Source organism: Pseudomonas sp. NPDC077451, from assembly GCF_044543345.1.
GTDB lineage: Bacteria > Pseudomonadota > Gammaproteobacteria > Pseudomonadales > Pseudomonadaceae > Stutzerimonas.
Genome location: NZ_JBITVX010000026.1, coordinates 18,928 through 44,162, shown reverse-complemented (window position 1 = coordinate 44,162; position 25,235 = coordinate 18,928). Strand labels below are relative to the sequence as shown.

Genomic DNA, 25,235 nt, shown 5'->3' with positions numbered 1-25,235 from the left:
GCTGCACATCGCCTATGGGGTACTTAAATCGGGCCAGCGTTTCGACCCTCAACTGGCCCTTGCGCGCTAATGGGGAAGACGGTATCTACAGCCGCCGGTACATCACCATGGCCCCGCCGGACGCACCCGTAGGGTGGGCTTTAGCCCACCAGATGCTTCCCCCCCGTCTCGCCCTCTGCGGCCGACCAACCGCCCCGGTGGGCTGAAGCCCACCCTACGTCAGCTGTGGCGCGAGGGAAGCGGATCGCTATTTCGGCTCGTGCTTGACCGTTTCGGTCGACGCCGCGCTTTCGCCGTCGCTCATGGATTTGCGAAAGCCGCTGATCGCGCCACCCAGATCCGTGCCAAGACCGCGCAGGCGCTTGGTGCCGAAGAGCATGACCACGATCAGCAGAACGATCAGAAGTTGCCAGATGCTGATACCCATCATTTCAGTTACCTCATCGAGTGGTAGGTTGCGGTCTAGTGACCGGCGTGAGCTTGTTGATGACCGGGCATGTCGTGTGACATGTCGGAGGTTTGTTGAAGCACCGACTGGTCGATGTCCTCGAATCGCAGCACGCGGCCGCCGTGCATGGCTGCCAGTCCCTTGGCTGCAGACTCGTCGGCAAAGGTTGCCAGCACCACGCCCATGGCACCCTTGAGCGACGTACCCGCGACATAGTAGGCGCTGGTGGCGTCGATCAGGTATTCGTCATCTGGGTGCTCCCAGGTGGAGCGACCCATGTCATGCACGTAGAGCTTGGTGTTGAGCATGCGGTTTTCCGGTTGCAGCCACCAGCCGAGCATCTCCGCGGTGGAACAGAATTTACGTACCCCGCCCTTCTCCACCGCCTGCCCCTTGGGCCCCGGGAAATCGCTGATCACCATGCCGCAGACATGGCATTCATCGCTGCTGTGAAAGGCCACCGGCTCGAGCAGCTGCTCGCTCTGCTCGGCCTCGTTGCAACCGGCCAGGCCTAGCACCATCGCAGCGGTGATCAGGACGCGTGACGCTCTGTATAGCGCATTCATCGTTACAGTTTCCTTCTCATGGTCATGCGGGACGACGGCGGAACACGCCATAGGCCAGCAGCAGTGAAACACCCACCCACAGCAACAGACACAGCCAGAGCGCGGCGGTTGGCATCGGCAGCTCGCTACCCAGCGACAGCACGCCCATGGCATTGCCGCCCTCGAAGCCGGACAGATTGATCAAACGGTAGATGTCGGCCGGGTTCAGCAGCAGCAGCCACGGCAGCGCTTCGGGGCTGAAGCTGCCCTCACTGAGCACCAGCAGCGCCAGCAAGACGAGGTCGAACACCAGCACGAAGAGAAACCACACGCCAAGCGCCAGGCCGGCCGCACTGGATTTCTCGCTGACCTTGCTGCTCAGCACATAGGCCAGGGCGAGGAACACCCAACCGAGCAACGTCGAAGAGATCATGAAGCGGCCAAAGGCCCAAAGCAGCAGGCCGATTTCGATGTCTTCGACCAGCACGGCGATGGCCAGCATCGCGCAGCCGAAACCGATCAGCACCGCCAGCGCCAGGATCAGCCCGTGGCCGACGAACTTGCCCAGCAGGATCTGCCCGCGTCCCAGCGGGTAGGTCAGCAGCAGCATCAGGGTGCCGCCCTCGTCTTCGCCGACAATGGCGTCGTAGGCCAGCAGCAGTGCGATCAGCGGCATCAGGAAGGTCGCCAGACTCGCCAGGCTGGCGATGGTCGCAGGAATCGAGGTAAAGCCCAGTTGTCCGGATGCCGCTGCGCCGAGCCAGGCAATGCCCACCGCCAGCACCGCAAATAGCAGGCTGATGGCAAGCAACCAGCGGTTGCGCAAACCGTCGCTGAATTCCTTGCGGGCGATGTTCCAGATCTGGTTCATAGCGTGCCCTCCGCCGCGCGGACGTCGCCGGCGCGCTGCATGTAGTAGCGATACAGGTCTTCGAGCGATGGTTGATGGATTTCGATATCGTCCGGCTCGCCCTCGCCCAGCAATTCGCGCAGTAACGGCAGTTTGTGGCCATTGATGGCCGACACCTCGACGCTGTGTTCACCCAGCGAACGTGCGCTATGGCCCGCGTCTCCCCAACGCTGCAACCAGCCGGCGCTGTCGCCGATGCCACTGGCGCGAATGCGCACCGGCAGCCCCGCCTCGACACGCAGTTGCGCCAGGCTGCCGACCGCCTGTAGCTGACCTTTGGCCAGAATCGCCGCCCGATTGATATGCGCTTCGACGCCGGGCAGCACATGCGAGCAGAGAATGACGCTGGTGCCGCGTTGGCGCATCCGGTCGATCAGCTCATAGAGATCGCCGGTTGCGATGGGATCGAGCCCCACCGTGGGTTCGTCGAGCAATAGCAGACGCGGCTCGCCGAGCAGCGCCTGAGCCAGGCCGAGACGCTGGCGCATGCCCTTGGAATAGGTCTTCACCCGGCGCTCGGCAGCGTGGGACAGGCCGACCTGCTCCAGCAATTCGTCCACCTGCTTCACTGCTGCGCCTTTCAGCCGAGCGAAGTGCCGCAACGTCTCGCGACCACTGAGCTGCGGATAGAAGGTCACGTTCTCAGGCAGGTAACCCAGCTGGCGGCGGACTTCGGGATCATGCGGCGCCCGACCGAGCACGCGCACCTGCCCTTCACTGGGCGTGAGCAGGCCAAGAATCAGCTTCATGCTGGTGGTCTTGCCGGCACCGTTGTGGCCGAACAGGCCCAGCACCTCGCCCTCGCCGAGGGTCAGGTTCAGATCATGCAGCACGGTCATGCTGCCGTAACGCTGGTTCACGCCCTGGATCTCTACAGCGCTCATGGCGTTGGCTCCTGCGTTTTGCTCATCAATGGATCGGTTGGCGGCTTCATCAACGGATGGCTGTCCTGCACGCCGGGCGACTTGATGACCGGGAAGGCCCGCTGAACCCAGCGCAGCACCTCGATGCTCGGGCTGTTCATCAACAGCCGCACCTGCGGGTAAAGCCACAACAGACGATCGACGTTGTCGTTGGGCTCGTAGGCGACGTCGCCCAGCCCATCATCGTTGCGGTCCCAGCCCAGGTAGTCGCTCCAATAGTTGCCGCGGCCGTCGATGGACCATTCCTGAGTGCGGGTGGCCACGTACTTGACCTGCTGCTGATTGTCGATGAAGGCGTTGCCAGAGATGCGGTTGTCTTCCGAGCCCGCAGTCAGGTGGATGCCCAGCGCGCTTTTCTCGAAACGGTTGCCCGCAATGGTGTTGAACAATGAGTTGTAGATGAACAGCGCCTTGCCCTCGGCGCCCGAGATCATGCTGTCGCCGGTCGAGCCGCTGCGCACGTCGCTGACGACGTTGTCGCGGATGGTCGAATAGGTGATGTAGTTCATCAGGATGCCGTAGTTCTCGTCCCCCTCGGAGCGATTGCCGATGACCTCCAGCTTGCGGCTCTGCATCAGTGCATAGCCGGTACGGGTGCGACGGGTGACGTTGCCGATCACGCTGTTATCGTTCGCGAACATGTAGTGCACCCCGTAACGCAGATCCTCCAGCACGTTGCCTTCGATGTGATTGCCGTTGGAAGTATCGATGTAGATGCCGTCGCGGGTGTTACGCACTTGGTTGTCGATGATGCGCGCGCCACTCACGGCGTAGAGGTGAATGCCGTTGCCGCGGTCCTGGGAACGAATGCTCGTGTCGCCTTCGATCTGGTTGCCGATCAGGCTCACGTCTTTCGAGCCGTCGACCCAGATGCCAAAGCCGGGGCCACGCAGCTGGTTGTCGCGGATCACCACGCGCTGCGCCTTTGGCTGGATGAAGATGGCGGCGTTCATCGCGGTGAGATCGCGGCCCCAATCAAGCAATGTGCAGCCTTCGACGGTGACATCGGACGCCTCGATCAGCAGGCCGTTGCCCTCGCCCTGCGCCTGCAACACGGCGCCCGGCTCGCAGCGCAGCTGCATGGGCTGGTCGATGCTGAACTGACCGGTGTATTCGCCGGCCGGTAAGCGCCAGCGGTTGCCCCCTTCCGTCTGGAGCGGCAGGGCTGAAATAGGTTGCGGGGCCGCCACGGCCACCCCGCAGAACAGAGCCAGCAGCAGCGCTGCCAGCGGTTTAAACCTTGATATCGCCTGAGATCTGAGCACTGCGTTGTTCCTCTTCAGCTTCCAGGCAGGTGAAAGGCGGGAGCGCTCGCTCCCGCCCGGTCGCGTTACGCCGGCTCGACCAGCATGCGGCCGACCATTTCCATGTGCAGCGCGTGGCAGAACCAGCTGCAGTAGTACCAATGCAGGCCGGGCTTGTCGGCCGTAAAGGTGATGGACGCGGTCTGCTGCGGGCTGATCTCCATGCTCGCGCCGTGGTTGGTCATGACGAAACCGTGGGACACGTCTTCGATCTGGTCGATGTTGGTGATGGTTACGGTGACTTCGTCGCCCTGCTTGACCGTGAACTCGGTCATGCCATAGGTCGGTGCCATCGAGGTCATGTACACCCGCACCTTGTTGCCGTCGCGGATCACCTTGTTGTCGGTTTCCAGGTTGATGCCGTCCTTCTTCGCCCGCTCGACCGTCGGTGCGAAGAATGGGTCGTCACGCTTCCAGATCTTCTGCGGCTTGATCTGGTCACGACGCGCCAGGATGCAATCGTGCGGCTCGGCGTAGGTCGGGCCGTCGTGCACCAGCTTCATTTCGTCACCGGAGATGTCGATCAACTGGTCGTTTTCCGGGTGCAGCGGGCCGGTCGGCAGGAAGCGATCCTTGGAGAACTTGCATAGTGCCACCAGCCACTTGCCATCGGCCTCACTGGTTTCGGTCAGCGAGGCATGCAGGTGGCCCGGCTGGTATTGCACGTCGAGTTTCTGCTTGATGTAGTTGACCTTCTCACCGTTGTAGGCGCGCACAGCCTCGGCCATGTTCCACTTCACCACCTGGCTGTCGATGAACAGCGTGGTGTAGGCATTGCCGCGACCGTCGAAGGTGGTGTGCAGCGGGCCGAGACCCAGTTCCGGCTCGGCGGCGACCACGTCGCGCGGGTCCTTCAGCTTGTCGTCGAACAGATCATCGAGCTTGGCGATTTCGATCATGGTGACCGTTGGCGACAGCTTGCCGGCGGCGATGAAGTACTTGCCGTCGGACGAGGTGTTGCAGCCGTGCGGGTTCTTCGGCACGGGGATGTAACGGGTGAATTCCGAACCGGCGCGGCCATCGACCACAGGCACTTTCGAGTCGCCGACGGTGCTGAACTTGCCAGCTTTGATCGCCGCCTCGATGCGCGGAATGTTGTACACCACCACCCAGTCGCGCTCGTTGCGCATCATGCCGCCCAGGTCGGTGGCTTTCTCCGAGTTATAGCAGGTGGAGGCGGCGTACTTGCCGGTGTAGTCGGCGTCGGTGTTGTCCAGGTTGCCGTCGACGATGACCTGAAAGGCCATTTCCATCTTCTCGGCATCGATGACGTTGAACATGGTGTAAGCGCTTTCGGCCTGCAGGTCGAAGTTGCTGCCGTCATTGGGGTGCGGAATGACGAACTCGGCATTGGCGAATACGTATTTGGTGTGCGGCACCTTCTGCAGACGCAGGCCGTGGATCGCCTGTACGTTTGGCACGGTGAGCATCTTGTCGCACTTCATGATGTCCAGACGGATACGCGCGACGCGGCTGTTGGCCTTATCGTTGATGAACAGGTACTTGCCGTCGTACTTGCCGTCGGTCATCGAGATATGCGGATGGTGGCAGTCGCCGTTCAGGAACTTGGCGCTCTCGCCCATGATGTGGCGGCTTTCGTTGGTCAGGCCCCAACCGGTGGCGGAATCGACGTTGAAGACCGGGATGCGCATCAGCTCGCGCATCGAGGGCACGCCCACCACGCGCACTTCGCCCTGGTGACCGCCGCTCCAGAAACCGTAGTAGTCGTCCAGTTCGCCCGGTGCGACGTGGATCTTCTGTTGCGCGTCCTTGACCGCTGCGGCCCAGGTCTCACGGCTCATGACTGCGCCACCGAATGCGGTCGCTGCCACGGCGGCGCCGGTCAGGGCACTGGCGCCCAGGAAGCCACGGCGGCTAAAGCCACTCTTTTCCAGCGTTTCGGGGGTGTTCTTGCTCTTGTCGCTCATGGGGTGTTGCTCCTTATCGTGTACGGACAGGTCAAACGATCGGTTGCGAGCGTTCGCGATCAGGCGTGCCGCTCTGCGGGTCTACCACTTGCACTACGGGAATCAGCGTTGGGCCGGCTGGGGCTTTCTTGCCGCGCTTGGCGCGCTTGTTCTTCACGATCAGCGGCGGGCACTTGTTTTCGTTGTGATAGGTCATCTGGCAATCGAGGCAGTAGTGGCACTCGTTGTGATTGATGTGCCCGTCCGGATGAATCGCCTGGACTTCGCATTCGTTGGCACAGACCTGACAGGGGTTGCCGCACTCCTTGCGCCGCTTGAGCCAGTCGAACAAGCGGAAGCGGCCCGTGATCGCCAGCCCCGCGCCCAGCGGGCAGACGTAGCGGCAGTACACCTTGCGGGTGAAAATGTTGATTGCCAGCAGGGCCACGGCGTAGGCGACGAACCACCATTGGCGGTCGAACTTGAGGGTGATGGCGGTCTTGAACGGCTCCACCTCGGCGGCCTTCTCGGCCATCGTCATCGACTCCAGCGAGATGCCGAACAGCACCAGCAGCACGATGTACTTGATTGCCCAAAGCCGCTCATGCACCGCAAAGGGCACCTCGTACTGACGGATCTTGAGCTTGCGAGCAGCCTCATTGATCAGCTCCTGCAACGCACCGAAGGGGCACAGCCAGCCGCAGAAGACCCCACGGCCCCAGAGCAGAATGCTGGCGGCGGTGAAGACCCAGAGGATGAAGATCACCGGATCGGTAAGGAACAGCTCCCAGCGGAAGTCCTGCACCAGGGCGTGCACGAAGGTCAGCACGTTGACCACCGACAGCTGCCCCAAGGCATACCAGCCGATGAACACCACGGTGAAGATCAGGTAGCAGTGGCGCAGCTTCTTCAGGAAGTTGGGGTGCTGGGTGAGTTTGTCCTGCATGAAGAGGATGACGGTCAGCAGAAGCAGCGCGGCCAGGATCACGCCAATCTGGAAGCTCTGCTGGTACCAGATGGTGACCCACATCGGCCGGTTGGCCTCCTCGGCCGCAGCCAGCTCCTCGGCGGTTGGTTGCGGGCGCTCGATGTACTGCTCGGGCATCTGGTACGGCAGTTCGAAGCTGGTGAACATGCCGCTGATCGGGCCGGTCTGGCGGCGCACCAGCAACTCCAGCGTCCACGGCGAACCGGGATCGAAGGCCGTATGCTCACGGACGATGAACACCGCCATTTCGCTGAAATCCGGCATGCCTTCGGCGTACACATCGTCGAGGCGCTGGAAGTCCATGTCGCGAAAGCTGATGACGTTGCCGAACTGGCGCAGCTGCACTCGATCGAAGATGCCGCCGCGCACATAGCCCGACCCCTTGAAGGAGTATTCGCCGCTGGCCATGACCGCGACCGCGTGCTCGCCTGGCTTGAGCTCCTCCTTCAGGTCGGCGTAGTGAGCGTCGCCAAGCAGGGCCCGGCCGATGGTGGGCGGGTTCAGGTGGGTGGCGTAGAGGTCGATGAAGGTCTCGTCAACCTCTTCCGGTGACGCCTCGTCGATGCCCTCGGCTTCGGTGCCTTTGAACGCCTGATCGATGTCGCCCTTGGTCAGGTGCAGACGGCGAATCGCGCCATTACCCGTCAGTTCGCTCCAGTTGGCGGGCTCGTAATAATCCTCGCGGACGGTAGCCGGCTTTTGCGCCGCACCGACTTTGTCCTCCACCAGCCCAAGCGACACGGCAACATCGCGAGCGGCGCGCATGACGGTTTCATTGACCACCATGACAGTGACAGTGGCGCCGGTGACCGCGTCGATGGTGACCGCCTTTTCGTCACTGGAGTGGCCGACCACAACCCGCTGGTCGACCTTGATACCCTCGTACTTGGCCGTGAATGCATGGAGTTTTTCAATCGGAATGCCGACCAGCAGGATCGGCTCATGATGCTCGAGCACATAGGCATCGACGATCACACCCTGCGGATCGAGCAGCACCTGCATATTGATCGGCTTGCCTGAGTAGGCCGGAATATCGACTACGTTGATGGTCTGGAAGGCATAACCCAGCACCTCGTCATCCTTCGAGAGGGTGCGGACCTGGTAATCGCCTTCGGCGGCCGAAACGCTGGCGCCTGGGAAGAACTGCTCGATGCGCTGCTGCTCGACCTCGTAGTCCTTGGCCTGCACGGTGGAGACACTGACCATCAGCGCCAGCAGCAGGACAAAGCCGAGCCCCCATGCGCCTCTGGTGCCAGCTGCGAAAGAGAGAAGGGACTTCATGAGCTACCTGCTTGATGCTGCGAATGTGAGCGGATGGTAGGCAGCACTCCCCGCGCTCTCCTTGACGGCTATCAAGATTGACCGGCAAGCGTGATTGCAATGAGCCACGCCAATGAGACGGGCTCTCCGGTCACGGTGGAGCTGTGCCAATCGCGTCTCGGCCGCCCAATGCGATCAGCAAAAAAAGTAGGGACGTGGGGCAGGTGCGCCGAGGTGCTGAACTCACGGCCGGCCGGGTGGGCGTTCAGCCATCAGGTATCGACTGCACACGGCTCAGGGGGACTGTTTTGAGTCCGCGCAACCGTGACGGTAGCGGCGACCGAAACCCGCGCCTCGTAGCAAAAGCTCAGCCGCGATGGTCTTGGCAACTAAACCGGGGGGAGCATGCGGTCGAAATGGAGTGTTCCAGCGCGGTGGGCTGACGCGGAACGCTACCCGCCCACCCTACTGGCGTGACACATACCGGTTCCAAACTGCGAGGGACAAGCCGTGGGTGGCCGGGCTACGCTACGCTTCGGCCCACCGCGGTTGCCTTAGGAGCCATGACGCCCAGGCGGCGTCAGGTAGGCTGCCGTCGCGCCACGATTGGCTTCGCTGGCCTTGATCTCCATTCGCGCAATGCTGCGCAGATGCACCTGATCGGGGCCGTCGGCAAAGCGCAAGGCACGGCCGCCGGTCCACATGTCCGCCAGGGGCGTATCAGGCGTCAGGCCCATCGCGCCGTAGACCTGCATGGCTCGATCAGCAACGTTGGTGAGCATTCTGGGCACCAATGCCTTGATCATTGAGATCTCCTTGCGCGCCGCCTTGGCGCCGACCTCGTCAATCATCCAGGCGGTTTTCAGCACCAACAGACGCGCCTGTTCGATCTCGATGCGCGACTCGGCAATCCAGTCGCCGATGTTCGAGTACTGCTGCAGATACTTGCCGAACGCCTTGCGCTCCTGACAGCGCTCGACCATCAGTTCCAGCGCCAGCTCCGCCATGCCTATCGAGCGCATGCAGTGATGAATACGACCCGGCCCGAGGCGCGCCTGGGCCATCATGAAACCGTCGCCCTCCTTGCCCAACAGATTGCCCGCAGGCACCCGCACGTTACGCAGGACCAGTTCGCTGTGGCCTTCCGGCGCCAGGTGATTCATCACCGGAATGTTACGGACCAGCTCGACGCCGGGCGTGTCGAACGGCACCAGAATCATGCTCTGCTGCTGATGGGTCTCCGCGTCCGGGTCGGTCTTGCCCATGACGATCAACAGTTTGCAGTTGGGGTGCGAGGCGTTGGTGATGAACCACTTGCGGCCGTTGATCACGTAATCATCACCATCACGGCGGATCAACGTCTGGATATTGGTGGCATCGGAGGACGGCACGTCCGGTTCGGTCATGGCGAAGGCCGAGCGGATCTCGCCGTCAAGCAAGGGGTTCAGCCAGCGCTCGCGCTGCTCCGGCGTGGCGAACATGTGCAGCAGCTCCATATTCCCGGTGTCTGGGGCATTGCAGTTGAACACCTCCGACGCCCAGTGCACGCGGCCCATGATCTCCGCCAGCGGCGCGTACTCGAGGTTGCTAAGGCCCATGCCCGGCTCATTTTCGCCTAGTGACGGCAGGAACAGATTCCATAAGCCCTCGGAACGCGCCACGGCTTTCAGGTCTTCCATGAACGAAACCGGGTAGGCCCCGGCCGCGACCTCCTCATGCCAGGCGCCAATACGCGGCACGATGTACTGGTCCATGAACGCGAGTAGCTGCTGACGCAGCGCGTCGACACGTGGGCTATAGGCGAAATGCATCGGATACCTCGGCGATCTGACGGGTCTGGATGCGTTCACCATAGGCCTGGTGCGGCAGAAAAAGAACGAGCCTAAAGCCGCTGAATCGGCCGCCAATCACGGTGACTGATAGCGCGTCAGGATTGACCGAGGTCATCGTTCGCCAGGCGCCAATGCACTAGAGCCTCCCTTACCAGTGCAGGTAGAACATCCCCTTGGCCAGCAGCACGATCCCCACCATCTGCGCAAAGATCGCCCAGTGGATGCGCCGATAGCGCGCCGGCGTCATGCGTCCGCTACGCAGCAGCATCGCGACCATGCCGAAAGTAAAGAACACGCCAACCGCCAGCAGGATCTTCAGCGACAGCAAAGTCGCGAAGCTGCTGGCGAACGGGTCGGCCAACGCCTGGCGGTGAAACCAGGCCAGACCGATACCGGCCCCATAGACAAACAGCACGACCCAATGCAGCACCACGCGTAGCCGCGCACCGACTGCCTTGTCGACCTTCTGCATCAGCTCCGGTTCGATCTGCTGGCGCACGCGGCAGAGCACCGCGACCTCGACGAACAAGGTGCCAATGAAGAAGATTGCCGCCAGCAGATGGATGACATGCAACAGGGAATAACTCATCACGGCTCCTTCGGTTGTGATGCCGGCCAGCCTAGCAAAGCCACCGGCATCGGCAGAACAAGGCCCTAGCGATTCAGCGCTGTCAGCTCGCCACCCTCGCGCTGCACCTGTTGTCCGGCGACCAGGTCGTTGTTCGACGTCCGCAGCCGCGCCCGACTGCCATCGTCCTTCTCGATCACATACAGGGTTTGCTCCAGCCCGGCGGCCTCCTGCACTCCCTGCCCGGCCAGGTAGCCCAGGCCACCGCCGATCAGCGCCCCGATGGGTCCCCCGGCTGCTGCGCCCAGCATGAACCCGCTGAGCCCACCGAAACCGCCACCAACGACGCGATCCTCACGCGCCGATACCACCTCATCGGCGCCAGCCAACGAGGTGGTCAGCAGGGTTGCGCAGGTAACCAAAGCGACTAGATTTTTCATGCGATGCTCCGTTGTATGTTGTGTCGTTCCCCTGTACACAGTCATGAAGCGTGCCGCTTTTAAAAGCATTAGAATTCAATTACTTAACTAGGTGTATGTATTTCTTACCCCGTCTTGATAGGTACCAAAGACCATTACGTGAGGTACTTTTCACCACATACTCAGATACCCCTTATCAAGGAGGCCGACCGAGTGATCCACTGCAAACGCGCCTATGAGCCGCCTGCACCTGATGACGGCCATCGGGTGCTGGTCGATCGCCTATGGCCACGCAACCGGCGCAAGGAAACGCTGGCGCTGGATGACTGGAGCAAGACGCTGGCGCCCTCGAACGAACTGAGACGCGCCTTCAAGGCTGGCGAACTGACCTTCGAGAGCTTTCGGGAAGCGTACCGGTGGGAGCTGGCGAGCCACCCGGAGCACTGGTGGCCGCTGCTGGACATCGCGGCCAGAGGCCCACTGACGCTGGTCTACGCCGCGCGCGATGAACAGCACAACAACGCGCAGGTGCTCGCCGAGTGGCTGGAAGATGAGTTGGAGCGACGTGGCGCGCCCACATCGCCCACTTGCTATGCCGGCGAGCCGATGGCCTGATTGCCCGAAAGCCTGTCGTGCGTCATCGGGCGCCCCGGGGCCTCGTCAGCGCAGGGATACACGCAACGAACGACACGCGGCTGCCTGCCTGCGACGTGCGTCCGTGCACGCTGACGCTGGACACTACGGCTATGTGGTTCAATGCACCAACAGCGTGCCGCCAGGAGCCCCCGCATGCAGGTCGAGCTGCTCGAAATACGCGACCATCTGAGTCGCTTCGCCCCCTTCGACGGTCTGCCGGACGACACGCTCGACGAAATCGCACGACAGGTCGAGGTCGGCTATTTCAAGGCCGGCAGCGACATTCTTCGCTACGGCGAGACGATCTCGGAGCTGCATTACATCCGCAGTGGTGCCGTGGAAATCTACCGGCGCAACGGCGAACTGTACAACCGCCTTTCCGAAGGCGAAGTGTTCGGTCAGTTCGGCCTGTTGCGCGGTCACAAGGTGCGCTTGCCGGCACGGGCGATCGAAGACAGCCTGATCTACTTCATTCCCGGCCTTTTGTTCGAGCAGCTGTGCGAGGCCAATGACGCCTTCGCCGACTTTGTCGAGGCCGAAGGCCAGTCGCGCCTGAAGGTGGAAGAGCCGCAGGGCAAGGCCAGCGAGCTGATGAAGATCAAGGTCCGCAAGCTGGTCACCCGGCGCACCGTCAGCGTGCCGCTTGGCACCAGCGTGCAAGAGGCCGCACAGGTAATGACCGAGCATGGTGTGTCCTCGCTGGTGATTCTCGGCCCGTCGCCGAACGCAGCCGACGCATCCAGTCTCCAGGTCATGACCGGCATTACCACCGACCGCGACCTGCGCACGCGGGTGCTGGCCGAAGGGCTGCCGCTGGACACCCCGGTCGATCAGGTGATGTCACCCAACCCGATCACCATCCAGGCCGACGACTCGGTGTTCGAGGCCATGCTCAGCATGCTGCGCAACAACATCCATCACCTGCCGGTGATGTATCGCCAGCGCCCGGTCGGCGTAATCAACCTCTCGGACATCATCAAATACGAATCGCAGAGCAGCCTGTATCTGGTCAACAGCATCTTCAACAAGCAGTCGGTCGCCGAGCTGCAGGGTTTGGTGCCAGACCTGCGCGCGACCTTCCTGCGCATGGTCAACGAAGAAGCCACGGCACACATGATCGGCAGCGCCATGTCGGGCATCGGCCGCAGCCTTACCCATCGCCTGCTGGAGTTGGCCGAACAGCGGCTGGGACCGCCACCAGTGCCCTACTGCTACATGGTGTTGGGGTCGATGGCGCGCGACGAGCAACTGATCGTCACCGATCAGGACAACGCCCTGGTCCTCGACAACCGTTTCGATCCGCGCATCCATGACGAGTATTTCCTGCAGCTGGCGAGCTTCGTCAGTGACGGCCTGGCTGCCTGCGGCTACAGCTACTGCAAGGGCGGCATCATGGCGAGCAACGCCAAGTGGCGGCAACCGCTGCGGGTCTGGAGGAGCTACTTCACCCAGTGGATCGAGCAGCCCAACCCCGAAACGCTGCTCAACAGCTCCATCTTCTTCGACCTCAGCAGCGCCTACGGAGAGGCCGGACTCGTGGAAAGCCTCAAGGATCTGATCGCGCAAAAGGCCAGCAGCAACCCGCTGTTTCTCGCCGCCCTTGCACGCAACGCGCTCAACCGCACTCCACCGCTGGGGTTCTTCCGCACCTTCGTGATGGAAAAGGACGGCCAGCAGAACAACATCATCAACCTCAAGGGACGCGGCACCGCGCCACTGACCGACCTGATCCGGGTGCACGCCCTGGCGGTCGGCTCCAAGGCCCAGAACTCTCAGGAGCGCCTGGAGGCCATCGCCGCCACCAAGCTGTTGACCGAAGACGCCATCACCCAGCTGCGTAATGCCCTGGAATTCCTCTCCATCGTGCGCATCCGCCATCAGGCCACGGATTTGCTGGAGGGGCGCGAACCGGATAACTACATAGAGCCGGAGCAGATTGACGCCAACGAACGACACAACCTCAAGTCAGCCTTTCAGGTGCTCAGCAATGCGCAGCAGTTCTTGCGCTTCCGCTACCCGGGCCAGCTTCCAAGTCGGCCGCTATGAAACGTAGCGGATCTCGTACGGCCCCCGACTGGCCAGCCGTGTTTGCCCAGCTCGCGCGAACGGCCCGCGACCCGCGCCTTGTACGTTTCTACGAGGCCGGTACGGTCAGTGCCGACACGCCACTGGAGCAGGTGCCCTTGCTCGCCCTGGACGTCGAGACCACCGGCCTGGACAGCCAACGCGACTCGATCGTCAGCCTTGGCCTGATGCCCTTCGATCTGCAGCGGATCCGCTGCCGCGAGGCCAGCTACTGGGTCGTCAAGCCGGTGTGCGATCTGAGCAGTCAGTCGATCACCTTTCATCACATCACGCACTCGGATGTCAGCAACGCGCCGAGGCTGGCCCACGTGCTCGACGAGCTGCTGGAGAAAATGGCTGGCAGGATCATGGTGGTGCATTACCGCAGTATCGAGCGGCGCTTTCTCGACCAGGCCGTGCATCACCTGCTGGGCGAAGGCCTGCAATTTCCGGTGATCGATACCATGCAGCTGGAAGCACGGCTGCATCCGCGCCGACGAGGCTGGCTGCGCCGAGTGTTCAGCACGCAGCGGCCCGTATCGATCCGCCTGGCCGACAGCCGCCTGCGCTATGGTTTGCCGCTGTACCAGGCCCACCATGCCCTGACCGATGCCCTGGCAACCGCCGAGCTGTTGCAGGCGCAATCGGCCTTCCACTACCCGTCGACAACCGCCGTGGGCGATCTTTGGAACTGAAAAGGCGCGACCGCTAACGGTCGCGCCTTTTCGGATCACCTGCCAGGCGGCCGGGCCGCCTGAACATAGGCCTAAGCCACTACCGAGGCTCGCTCATCAGTCCCTTGACGATGGACACGCAGCCAACCAGCAAGACCACGGTAAATGGCAGGCCGGTGGATACCGCCATGGCCTGCAAGGCGACCAGACCGCCGCCGAGCAACAGTGAAGCAGCCACTACACCCTGCAACACAGCCCAGAATGCCCGCTGCGGTACCGGCGCGTTAATCTTGCCACCCGCTGTGATGGTATCGATCACCAACGACCCCGAGTCAGACGAGGTGATAAAGAACACCACCACCAGCACAATGCCGACAAAGGAGCTGATTTCCGCCAGCGGCAATTGCCCGAGCATGACGAACAGTTTCAGCTCAAGCGCTGCATCCTGGACGCCGGTAAAGCCCTCGTTAACAAACTGACCCAACGCGGTGCCACCGAACGCGGTCATCCACAGTACCGATACCAGCGATGGCACCAGCAGGACGGCGATCAGGAATTCACGTACCGAGCGGCCACGGCTGACCCGGGCGATGAACATACCAACGAACGGCGACCAGCTGATCCACCAAGCCCAGTAGAACGCAGTCCAGCCTTGGCTGAAGTTGGCGTCAGCACGGCCTATCGGATTGGATAGCGCCGGCAGGTTGACCAGATAGCTACCAAGGTTACTGAAGAAGCCGGTGAAGATCGCCAAGGTCGGGCCGACGATGATGATGAACAGCAGCAGCAGCAGTGCCAGCACCATGTTGAATTCCGACAGGCGCTTGACCCCCTTGTCCAGTCCCGCCAGCACAGACATCAGCGCGAGGGCAGTGATACCCGCGACCAGCAGCACCTTGCTGGTATCTGTATTGGGCATACCGAACAGAGATTCGAGGCCGGCCGCCGCTTGCTGAGCCCCAATGCCCAATGATGTAGCAAGGCCAAACAGGGTGGCAAATACCGCAAGAATGTCGATTAAATGACCCGGCCAGCCCCAGACCCGCTCACCAAGCAGCGGGTAAAAGATCGAGCGGATGCTCAGCGGCAAACCTTTGTTGAACGAGAACAGCGCCAGAGCCAACGCGACGACGGCGTAGATCGCCCAAGGGTGCAGGCCCCAGTGGAAGATGGTGGCAGCCATACTCAGGCTAGCCGCAGCCTGTGCATCGCCAGCAGCGGCGCCCAGCGGTGCCCAGTCGGTACGTACGCCGTTCTCTACAGTGGTGCCGCCCATAGCCGTGGAGAAATGCGACATGGGTTCGGAAACGCCGTAGAACATCAGACCGATGCCCATGCCGGCGGCGAACAACATGGAGAACCACCCGGTATAGGAATAGTCCGGCTTCGCATCCATGCCGCCCAGGCGAACTTTACCCAGCGGTGAGAGGATGAGCCCCACGCACAACAGCACGAAAATGTTCGCCGACCCGATGAAGAACCACGCCAGATTGCCAGTCAGCCAGTCGCGCATGGCGGTAAACACCGGCTCGACTTCGCTGCGCAGGGCAAGGGTAACGATCACAAAGAGAACGATCGTCACTGCGGAGATGCTGAAAACCTTGCTGTGAACATCGAAAAACTTGCGTTTGATATTGTCCTGACCGATGACGTAGTCGGTATCGATCAGGTTGGCCGCCCCGGTCGGTGCGGGAATGCTTTCCACGGACGTTGCCGGGGTCTTTCCAGGATTGGTCGCCACCTGCTGTTCTCCTTATTCTGGGTTGGCACATCGGAAACAAGCACAAAGACGGCACGCCCCTCCGCTGCACAGCAGCTCGAGTACGCGCTTCGCAAGAATGCTAACAGCCGAAGGGTGGCGTTAAGCGGCCAAGACCGGCATTGACGATTCCATAACCGTCATCCGTCGGAGGCAAGCCTTGCCGTTGCTTGGCAGTTGAGGTAACGCCAGGTCGAAGTCCAGCCGACTGGCAACTGCCGTGACCCAGGCTCACATCGGGGTGACAGGCGGCCCGGAGCAGGAAGGGCTGGAAGCAATACCGTTTCGTCAGGGAGACCGCCGCGCCAGCGGTAATAACAGTGCGGGATCGAACGAGGGCGGGTGAAAGGAACGACAACGTGCTCGCCGCCCCCGGATGGCGGCGAGCCGAGGGATTGGGGATTAGCGCTTGCGATTGACCGTCAATGCGGCGCGGATCACGTCGGCACCGATCTCGTTTTCGTAGGACTGCCACACCGGCATCATCTTTTCACGCCAGGCCTGGCGCTGCTCGGGCGTAAGAGCGATCAGCTTGCTGCTGCCACTGGCGAGGATGCGGTCGCGGTCGCGCTGGTTCAGCGCAGCAGCTTCCCGATTCACCGCCTGGGTCACCTCGAGAATGATGCCCTCGAGTTCAGAGCGCACCGCGAAGGGCATGCTCATCCAGAACTTCGAGCTGGTCACCAGCATGTAATTGAGCACCCCGTGATTGCTCTCGGTGATGAACGGCTGGACCTTGTGCATGTTCTGGCTGGCGATGTTCGACCAGGGGTTTTCCGCGCCCTGAACCACGCCCGCCTGCAGCGACTTGTAGACCTCGGCGAAGGGCAACACTACCGGCTTTGCACCTACCGCATTGAACTGAGCCTCCAGTACCGCCGAGGGCTGTATGCGAAACGCCAGGCCAGCGGCATCCCCCGGCAGACGCAGCGCCTGCGTGGCCGAGAGCTGCTTCAAACCGTTGTTCCAGTAGGCCAGGCCATAGATGCCTGAGTCAGCCATGGAGCGCAGCAGATCACGGCTCGTCTCACGCGACTGAAAGCGCTGGACGGCAGCTTCGTCGTCGAACAGAAACGGCAGGTCGAACACCTGCAGCTTCTTCGTGTACTTGCCGAACTTCGACAGGGACGGCGCAAGGATCTGCACCTCGTTGTTCAGCAGGGCCTGCATCTCGTCGGCATCGCCGACCAATGTCGAGTTTGGGTAGACCTCGACCTTCACCTTGCCGGCCAGACGCTCATGCACCAGCTTCTGAAACAGCAACGCGCCCTTGCCCTTGGGCGTGTCGTCGGCTACGACGTGAGCGAACTTGATGACGAAAGGCTCTCCTTCGGCCGCCATGACCGAAGCACTCACCCCACACAGGACCGCGACCAACGCAGCAACACAAGACTTGAACATCTGACCCCCAACGGGAATAGCCCGAATCAGCGCCTTGTGAGCACCGCTCGAGTGGTTTATCGACAACGACGAGACCTGACTCACGCAGCAGCGCGGTCGGTCCATTCTTCGGTTTGAGTGGCCAGATCATCTCGACTGCGGCGGTCGGCGCCTGGCCTTTATTGGAATACGGTTGGCGTTGAACCGGACACTGAACGTCCGCACCAACCGAGGCGGAAAGTCTTGGCTATCGTTCGTGATGGCACAAGCACCAGAATGTCCGACTAGCTCTCAAAACAGGACATCTCGCTCATCGGAACGACCGAACTTTCGATCCGCTGCCCTTTTCTACAGGCAACATCCTCAGCCGATCCGATCAGCCATGAACCAGCTTTCGACCCCCTCATCGCCGAACCCCACCGCGATCGACTGCCTGATTGTCGGAGGTGGGCCGGGCGGACTGACTGCAGCGCTCTATCTCGCACGCTTCCGCCGCAGCTGCATGGTCGTGGACGCCGGCTTCAGTCGCGCCTCGTGGATTCCACGATCGCACAACTACCCGGGCTTCCCGCCGGGCATCAACGGTAACGACCTACTGGCCCGCCTGCGCGAACAGGCCAAGGGGTATGGCGCGCGGCTCGAGCATGGCCGGGTCGAGCACATTGAGCCCCACGCCGACGGATTCAGCGCGCGCTATGGCGACGCCACCTGCGTGACCCGGCGGATCATCCTCGCCACCGGGATTGAGGACACCCTGCCGGACATGCCCGATGTCGAGCAGGCCATCGGCAATGGCCAGGTGCGGTTGTGCGCGATCTGCGATGGATATGAGGTCGATGGTGACAACGTCGCGGTCTACGGCGAGGCAGAAAATGCCATCAGCCATGCGGTGTTCCTGCGCACCTTCACCGATCGCGTGACGGTGGTGGTGCACGGCGAGCCCAATGCCTGCGACCAGGCCATCGCATTGGCCGACCACTATGGCATCCGGGTAATCAGCGACCGTGTGGAATCCCTGCACCCTTGCGACACCGGCATCGAGCTGCTGACCTGCCGTGGCGAGAGGCATCACTTCGACATTATCTATCCCAGCCTCGGTGCGCGTTTTCGCTCCGACCTGGCACTGCAGCTGGGCGTCGACTGTGACGAGTGCGGTGGGATCTGGGTGGACGACCACCTGCAAACCACCATGCGCGGCCTTTATGCCATCGGCGATGTGACCATGGGCCTGAAGCAGATGAGTGTTGCCATCGGCCAGGCGGCGCAGGCGGCGACGGCCGTGCATAACAGCCTCGAAGCCAACCCCTGGGGCGGCTCGCCCCTGGATACGGCGCGATAGCGAAGCGGCCAGCGGTTTCGGGCGCTAGCGCCCTGCTCGAGCGCAACGAGCGCCTGCGCTGCCCTAAGCAACGGTGACACCTTTTGCTTGACGACGACGCGAGCCGGACTGTGCGCAGCTTTGCCGTTTTTGTCAGCATTCGCCAATGCCGGAAGGTCTAGGCTCTCTACATGCCTGTTCGTTTCGGAGCCTTTCATGTCACTCAGCGTATTCGACCTGTTCAAAATCGGTATCGGCCCGTCCAGCTCGCATACGGTGGGGCCGATGCGCGCCGCGTTACGTTTTGCCGAGGAGCTCAGACGTGACGACCTGCTGGCTGTCACCGAACACCTGAAGGTCGAGTTGTACGGCTCGCTCGGCGCCACCGGCAAAGGCCATGGCAGCGACAAGGCCGTTTTACTCGGACTCGAAGGCGAGCGACCCGAGGACGTCGATACCGACGCCATCCCCCCGCGCATGGCGGCGATGCGTGAATCACACGAGCTGCGCCTGCTGGGCGAAAAACTCATTCGCTTCGAAACAGGCAATGACCTGCAATTCATCCGCAAGCCATTGGCATTCCACCCCAACGGCATGATCTTCCGAGCCTTCGATGCGGCCGGGCTGCAGTTGCGCAGTCGCGAGTACTACTCGGTCGGCGGCGGCTTCGTGGTCGACGAGCAAGCCGCTGGCAACGACCGCATCGTCGAGGACCAGACTGTCCTGCCCTATCCCTTTCACAGCGCCGACGAACTGCTCGCGTTGTGCGACGAGCATGGCTTATCCATCAGCCAGCTGATGCTGGCGAACGAGGCCGCCTGGCGCCCGGAAGCGGAAACCCGCGCCGGCCTGCTGAAGATCTGGCGGGTGATGCAGGCCTGTGTGAAGGCAGGCTGCAACACCGAAGGAGTCATGCCCGGCGGCCTGAAGGTCCAGCGCCGCGCTGCCGGGCTGTATCGGCAACTCAACGAACACCCCGACGCCACTCTGCGCGATGCGCTGACGGTACTCGACTGGGTCGACCTGTACGCGCTGGCGGTGAACGAGGAAAACGCGGCCGGTGGCCGGGTGGTGACCGCCCCTACCAACGGCGCTGCTGGAATTGTCCCGGCGCTGCTGCACTACTACATGCGCTTCATCCGCGGCGCCAATGAAGACGGCGTGGTGCGTTTTCTCCTGACAGCCGCCGCCATTGGCATCCTCTATAAGGAGAACGCCTCGATTTCCGGCGCCGAGGTCGGCTGTCAGGGCGAAGTGGGCGTGGCTTGTTCGATGGCGGCTGGCGCCCTCTGCGAAGTGCTCGGGGGCACGCCGCAACAGGTCGAAAACGCCGCTGAAATTGGCATGGAGCACAACCTCGGCCTCACCTGCGACCCGGTGGGCGGATTGGTTCAGGTGCCCTGCATCGAGCGCAACGCCATGGGCTCGGTCAAAGCGATCAACGCGGCACGCATGGCGCTGCGCGGTAACGGCAAGCACTTCATCTCGCTGGACAAGGTGATCCGCACCATGCGCCAGACCGGCGCCGATATGAAGAGTAAGTACAAGGAAACCGCCCGCGGCGGCCTCGCGGTGAACATCATCGAGTGTTGAAGTTTTTCTCAGACGGTAATCGACCCCACTAACCTTTATCATCCGCCACGCAGCACAGCCGGTTGCTAAAGGAATCCACCCGCTGTCTCGCTGTCTCCTTCTATCTGCCAGTCGTGAAAGGCATATGGATTCACAAACGCCGAGGAATCGATGAGCAACAGCCCTGAGCCGTCCACGCCCAAGAACAGTAACCTGGCCCGAAGCACGCTGAGATTTCCTGTGGTCGGGATCGGTGCGTCGGCAGGCGGCCTGAAGGCATTGCTCACTTTTTTCGAAAACATGCCGAACGATTGCGGCATGGCGTTCGCGGTTGTCATGCACCTCTCACCCAAGCATGAAAGCAATGCCGACAAGATTCTGCAGAACGCCACCAAGATGCCCGTTTTGCAGATAACCGAACCCACCGCCATCGAGCGCAACCATATCTATGTCATTCCGCCGGCAATGGACCTGTCGATGAACGACGGCTATCTGCGCCTGCTGAAACCCGAGCGTGAACGCGGCCCCCAGGTCGCCATTGATCTGTTCTTTCGCGCCCTCGCCGATGTGCATCACAACCACGCCGTCGGTGTCGTGCTATCAGGCACGGGCTCGGATGGCTCGGTCGGGCTGTCGCGTATCAAGGAGCAGGGGGGCGTCACGCTGGCCCAGACCCCGGAAGACGCCGAATACGACTCGATGCCGCGCAGCGCCATCGAAACCGGTTTGGTCGATATCGTTCTGCCGGTGGTGGATATGCCGCAAAAGCTCGTAGAACTGCGCCATAACCTGGAAGTGCTACTGGAGCGACAAGAGCCGATCGTCTCGGCAGGCGATAGCGAGCAAGCCGGAGAGGCACAGGGCGAGGTCGAGTTTGCTCACGCTCACACCCAATCCAAACCCAACGAGCTGGCACTACGCGAGATTCTCGCTGCGCTGCGTGCCCGCACCGGCCACGATTTTCGACACTACAAGCAAGCCACGGTCCTGCGTCGCATCGAACGAAGGATGCAGGTCAATGCCCTGCGCGACATGCCCAGCTACGCCAGGCACCTGCAAAGCCATCCTGAAGAAACACCCGCCTTGCTGGCAGACATGCTGATTGGCGTGACCAACTTCTTCCGTGACCGCGAGGCCTTCGAGGCCCTGGAGCGCGACATCATCCCTGCGCTGTTCGAGCAGAAGCGGGACCTGGAAGACAGATCCTTGCGCGTCTGGGCAGCGGCGTGCTCCACCGGCGAGGAAGCCTATTCACTGGCCATGCTGCTGGCTGACCAGGCTGAAATCAGCGGTGCCAAGGGTGAAATCCAGTCCCAGGTGTTTGCCACCGATATCGATGACCGGGCGCTGGAAACCGCTCGCGCTGGCATCTACCCAGAAGCCATCGTGACCGATGTGCCGCCGGCGCGGCTGCGGCAGTACTTCGCCAAGGAGCAGAACCACTACCGCATGCAGAAAGCGCTACGGGAGCGAATCCTGTTCGCTCGGCACAACATTCTGCGCGATCCGCCGTTTTCCAGGCTCGACCTGATTTCCTGCCGCAACCTGATGATCTACCTGGATCGGGACATCCAGATCGAAGTGCTGCGCATGTTTCATTTCGCCTTGAACCCCGGCGGCTACCTGTTCCTCGGCAGTTCGGAAACTGCCGATGCCTGCGGCCAATTATTCACGCCGGTGGACAAGAAGAACCGTATCTACCGCGCCAAGGAGGTATCGTCCTCACTGCGACGCACCTCTGCCGGGCCCTATCAGGGCTTTACCTTGAGCGCCCCCAGCCGTCCTCCATTCAGCGAACCGTCCAGGCGTAGCCGGAAATTCTCCTTTGCTGATGTGCATCAGCGCGCGCTTGAGCAGTACGCGCCGCCCAGCGTCATCGTCAACCACGACGCCGAGATCGTGCACATGTCCGACCGGGCCGGTAATTTCTTGCGCTATGTTGGCGGCGAGCCTTCGCTGAACCTGACCACACTGGTGCACCCACAATTGCGGCTCGAGTTGCGCACCGCCCTGTACCAGGCAGCGCACACCGGAAAGAGCGTCGAAGCTCGGCGGGTCCGGCTGGAGCGCGACAGCCGCAGCTACTACGTGAACATGGTGGTTCGTCCGTTTCGGGATAACGAAGCGGGTAGCGACTACATGCTGGTGCTCTTCGATGAAGTCGAAGCCTGTATGGACAGCAGCACCCTCGAGGACCCGGACACCAAGGACAGCGTGCTGACCCAGCTGGAAGCCGAGTTGCAGCAGACCAAGGAAAGGCTGCAGGCCACCATGGAGCACTCGGAGACCTCCACTGAGGAACTACGCGCTTCCAACGAAGAGCTGCAGGCCATCAACGAAGAATTGCGCTCGGCCACTGAGGAGCTGGAAACCAGCAAGGAAGAGCTGCAGTCGATCAATGAAGAGTTGTCCACGGTCAACTTCGAGCTCAAAACCAAGGTCGACGAGACCAGCAAGATCAACGATGACCTGCAGAACCTGATCTCCTCAACGGACATCGCCACGGTCTTTGTCGACCGCAAGATGAGCATCAAGTGGTTCACCCCTCGCGCCCGGGACATCTTCAACGTCATCGGCAATGATGCGGGCCGATCGCTACTCGACATTACCCATCGCCTCGACTATCCGCAGCTGCATGCCGATGCAGCCAAAGCATTCGAGGAGCTTCATCTGGTCGAGCGCGAGATCGGGTCCAGAGACGACAATCGCTGGTATCTGGCGAGGTTCCTCCCCTACCGCACCCTGGACGACCGCATTCAGGGCGCCGTATTGACCTTCATCGATATCACCGACCGACGCCGCGCCGAGGAAGATCTACGGGCCGGTGAAGCTCATTTGAAGATCCTGGCACAGAGCACCAAGGGCTACGCCATCATCACGCTGGATTGCGATGGCTACATCACGACCTGGAACAGCGGTGCCGAACACATCTTCGGCTACGCCGAGAAGGAAGCCATCGGCCAGCATGTCGAAATGATCTACAACGACGACGACCGCAAGGCCGGCGTGCCGGAAGCCGAACGCAAGCGTGCGCAGCAGCATGGCCAGGCCACCGACGAACGCTGGCATGTGCGCAAGGATGGTTCGGCGTGCTACTTCAGCGGCTTGGTCAATCCGCTGGTCGGCAGCGATGGCAAAGTGACGGGCTTTGCCAAGATCGCCCGCGACCTGACCGAGGACCGCCAACGCGATGCCGAGCAACAGAGTGAACTGGCGAGCATCCAGGCCGCCAACATGCAGAAGGACCAGTTCTTCGCCGTGCTTTCGCATGAGCTCAAGCATCCGCTGAACCTGATCCAGCTCAACACCGACCTGATTGCGCGATCCCAGGCCGCCAAGAATTCCGCGAACCTGCGCAAGGCCACCCAGTCGATCCAGAACGCCGTTCGCAGCCAGTCGAGGATCATCGACGACCTGATGGACGTCTCGCGGATTCGTACCGGCAAGTTGAAACTGCAATTCTCTACGTTGCAGTTTCAGGAAGTGCTGCGCGGTATCGAGGCGGTTTTTGATCCGCTGGCCCAAGCCGAAAATGTCACATTCGAGACGTTCAAGCCCGAGCAGCCGATTTACATTCGTGCGGACCCAACGCGGCTGGAGCAGGTCATTTGGAATCTGTTGAACAACGCCTGGAAATTCACCAAGGGCGGCGAGCGTATCTGCCTTCAACTCGAGCGCGAAGGCGACCAGGCCCGGCTGGACGTCATCGATACGGGAGAAGGGATATCAGCCGACTTCCTGCCCCAGGTGTTCGACATGTTCGGCCAAGCTGAGATGCAGCATGCACAGCGCTCCAAACACGGATTGGGCATCGGGCTCGCCTTGGTCAAGCAGCTGATCGAAGCCCATAACGGTCGTATTGAAGCCTTCTCCGAAGGCCTTGGCCGGGGTGCGCGATTCAGTATCTGGCTGCCGATTCACCTGCAGACCGAAATCGAACTCGGTGACCTGGCCAACGGGGAAGCGGGTGGGCTATCCGGCATCAAGATCCTGCTGGTGGACGACTCGCCCGAGATTCTCGAAACCATGTGCGAATTGCTGGAAAGCGAAGGCGCCATCGTAACCACGGCTAACGGCGGCGCGCAGGGTATCGCGCTGGCTGAGCAGTCGGCTTTCGACGTAATCGTTTCCGATATTGGTATGCCGGGGATCGACGGCCACAAGATGATGGCCTCGATTCGCGCCAAAGGCGTTAACAGCAACACGCCAAGCATCGCCCTGACTGGCTATGGCACGCTGCGCGACGTGGAAACAGCCAAGGCCGCCGGCTTTAACCTGCACTTGCGAAAGCCGATCGACCTGCAAGCACTGATCGATGCCGTGAACCAGGCCGTGCAATAGGCCAAACGCGCATCTGCTTGCTCAGCTTGCTGGCGATCCGTGCGTCAAACGCAACACCTCTGCGGCGCCCACCTCTGATCGCCAGCAAGCTGGCTCCTACAGGTGCGGGCTACCGCGGTCGCCGGGAGCCGTGGCGATGCACAAGTGATCACCCACGGCAGGATTAAAATCATCGCGGGCAAGATCTCGCTTTTCGTAGGAGCCAGCTTGCTGGCGAACCGTGCGTCAAACGCAACACCTCTGCGGCGCCCACCTCTGATCGCCAGCAAGCTGGCTCCTACAGGTGGGTGCTACCTCGGTCGCAGGGAGCCGTAGCGATGGACAAGCAATCACCTGCGGCAGGATGCAAATCCATCACACGAACACGATCTCGCTTTTCGTAGGAGC

The 25,235-nt window shown here is 61.7% G+C and carries 18 protein-coding genes; 6 read left to right on the top strand and 12 right to left on the bottom strand.

Going from position 1 to position 25,235, the window contains the following annotated elements; translation table 11 throughout:
* Positions 1-247: 247 nt before the first annotated feature.
* From tatA to ACIGHL_RS22340, 10 genes are all read right to left on the bottom strand, one after another.
* Positions 248-430: a twin-arginine translocase TatA/TatE family subunit gene (tatA, locus tag ACIGHL_RS22385; RefSeq protein ID WP_177327110.1), complete on the bottom strand. Its 183-nt coding sequence runs from the start codon at positions 428-430 to the stop codon at positions 248-250.
* A gap of 32 nt (positions 431-462) precedes the next feature.
* On the bottom strand, positions 463-1,014 hold the full coding sequence (locus tag ACIGHL_RS22380) for a nitrous oxide reductase accessory protein NosL (protein WP_128121959.1): 552 nt from the start codon (positions 1,012-1,014) through the stop codon (positions 463-465).
* A gap of 22 nt (positions 1,015-1,036) precedes the next feature.
* Positions 1,037-1,864, bottom strand: coding sequence for an ABC transporter permease (locus ACIGHL_RS22375; protein ID WP_046164054.1), 828 nt, complete (start codon positions 1,862-1,864; stop codon positions 1,037-1,039).
* Entirely contained in the window at positions 1,861-2,787 is a 927-nt protein-coding gene (locus ACIGHL_RS22370) for an ABC transporter ATP-binding protein (RefSeq protein WP_046164053.1), read from the bottom strand. Before ACIGHL_RS22370 ends, ACIGHL_RS22375 begins: the two co-directional genes overlap by 4 nt.
* The gene (locus ACIGHL_RS22365) at positions 2,784-4,091 is read right to left on the bottom strand and encodes a nitrous oxide reductase family maturation protein NosD (protein ID WP_128121960.1); all 1,308 of its coding nucleotides are present in this window, start codon (positions 4,089-4,091) and stop codon (positions 2,784-2,786) included. The genes ACIGHL_RS22370 and ACIGHL_RS22365 overlap by 4 nt, the downstream gene beginning before the upstream one ends.
* 65 nt (positions 4,092-4,156) lie before the next feature.
* Positions 4,157-6,058 (bottom strand): TAT-dependent nitrous-oxide reductase, encoded by a 1,902-nt coding sequence (nosZ, locus tag ACIGHL_RS22360; RefSeq protein ID WP_127838485.1) that lies wholly within the window; start codon positions 6,056-6,058, stop codon positions 4,157-4,159.
* A 31-nt stretch (positions 6,059-6,089) separates the two neighbouring features.
* Positions 6,090-8,306 carry a transcriptional regulator NosR gene (nosR, locus tag ACIGHL_RS22355; protein ID WP_128121961.1) on the bottom strand — a complete coding sequence of 739 codons (2,217 nt, stop codon included), beginning with the start codon at positions 8,304-8,306 and terminating at the stop codon, positions 6,090-6,092.
* A gap of 533 nt (positions 8,307-8,839) precedes the next feature.
* Positions 8,840-10,096 (bottom strand): acyl-CoA dehydrogenase family protein, encoded by a 1,257-nt coding sequence (locus tag ACIGHL_RS22350; protein WP_128121962.1) that lies wholly within the window; start codon positions 10,094-10,096, stop codon positions 8,840-8,842.
* A gap of 169 nt (positions 10,097-10,265) precedes the next feature.
* Positions 10,266-10,706 carry a CopD family copper resistance protein gene (locus tag ACIGHL_RS22345; protein WP_128121963.1) on the bottom strand — a complete coding sequence of 147 codons (441 nt, stop codon included), beginning with the start codon at positions 10,704-10,706 and terminating at the stop codon, positions 10,266-10,268.
* Between the two features lie 65 nt (positions 10,707-10,771).
* Entirely contained in the window at positions 10,772-11,125 is a 354-nt protein-coding gene (locus ACIGHL_RS22340) for a hypothetical protein (RefSeq protein WP_128121964.1), read from the bottom strand.
* A 192-nt stretch (positions 11,126-11,317) separates the two neighbouring features.
* Here ACIGHL_RS22340 and ACIGHL_RS22335 point away from each other — a divergent pair, with 192 nt between their 5' ends.
* The 3 genes from ACIGHL_RS22335 (at position 11,318) to ACIGHL_RS22325 (ending at position 14,499) form a co-directional block, all read left to right on the top strand.
* Entirely contained in the window at positions 11,318-11,719 is a 402-nt protein-coding gene (locus tag ACIGHL_RS22335) for a DUF488 domain-containing protein (RefSeq protein WP_128121965.1), read from the top strand.
* A gap of 174 nt (positions 11,720-11,893) precedes the next feature.
* Positions 11,894-13,786 carry a DUF294 nucleotidyltransferase-like domain-containing protein gene (locus ACIGHL_RS22330; RefSeq protein WP_128121966.1) on the top strand — a complete coding sequence of 631 codons (1,893 nt, stop codon included), beginning with the start codon at positions 11,894-11,896 and terminating at the stop codon, positions 13,784-13,786.
* The gene (locus ACIGHL_RS22325; RefSeq protein WP_128121967.1) at positions 13,783-14,499 is read left to right on the top strand and encodes a 3'-5' exonuclease; all 717 of its coding nucleotides are present in this window, start codon (positions 13,783-13,785) and stop codon (positions 14,497-14,499) included. Before ACIGHL_RS22330 ends, ACIGHL_RS22325 begins: the two co-directional genes overlap by 4 nt.
* Positions 14,500-14,578: 79 nt before the next feature.
* Here the strand turns inward: ACIGHL_RS22325 and ACIGHL_RS22320 are convergent, their stop codons facing one another.
* Positions 14,579-16,219 (bottom strand): BCCT family transporter, encoded by a 1,641-nt coding sequence (locus ACIGHL_RS22320; protein WP_128121968.1) that lies wholly within the window; start codon positions 16,217-16,219, stop codon positions 14,579-14,581.
* A 420-nt stretch (positions 16,220-16,639) separates the two neighbouring features.
* Positions 16,640-17,638 carry a TRAP transporter substrate-binding protein gene (locus ACIGHL_RS22315; protein ID WP_196240441.1) on the bottom strand — a complete coding sequence of 333 codons (999 nt, stop codon included), beginning with the start codon at positions 17,636-17,638 and terminating at the stop codon, positions 16,640-16,642.
* Positions 17,639-17,999: 361 nt separating this feature from the next.
* On the opposite strand from ACIGHL_RS22315, the gene ACIGHL_RS22310 reads away from it, so the two are divergent.
* The 3 genes from ACIGHL_RS22310 to ACIGHL_RS22300 all read left to right on the top strand — a co-directional run bounded on the left by ACIGHL_RS22310 (position 18,000) and on the right by ACIGHL_RS22300 (position 24,848).
* On the top strand, positions 18,000-18,956 hold the full coding sequence (locus tag ACIGHL_RS22310) for an NAD(P)/FAD-dependent oxidoreductase (protein WP_128121969.1): 957 nt from the start codon (positions 18,000-18,002) through the stop codon (positions 18,954-18,956).
* A 195-nt stretch (positions 18,957-19,151) separates the two neighbouring features.
* Positions 19,152-20,528, top strand: coding sequence for an L-serine ammonia-lyase (locus ACIGHL_RS22305; protein ID WP_128121970.1), 1,377 nt, complete (start codon positions 19,152-19,154; stop codon positions 20,526-20,528).
* A 150-nt stretch (positions 20,529-20,678) separates the two neighbouring features.
* The gene (locus ACIGHL_RS22300) at positions 20,679-24,848 is read left to right on the top strand and encodes a CheR family methyltransferase (RefSeq protein ID WP_128121971.1); all 4,170 of its coding nucleotides are present in this window, start codon (positions 20,679-20,681) and stop codon (positions 24,846-24,848) included.
* Positions 24,849-25,235: the final 387 nt, after the last annotated feature.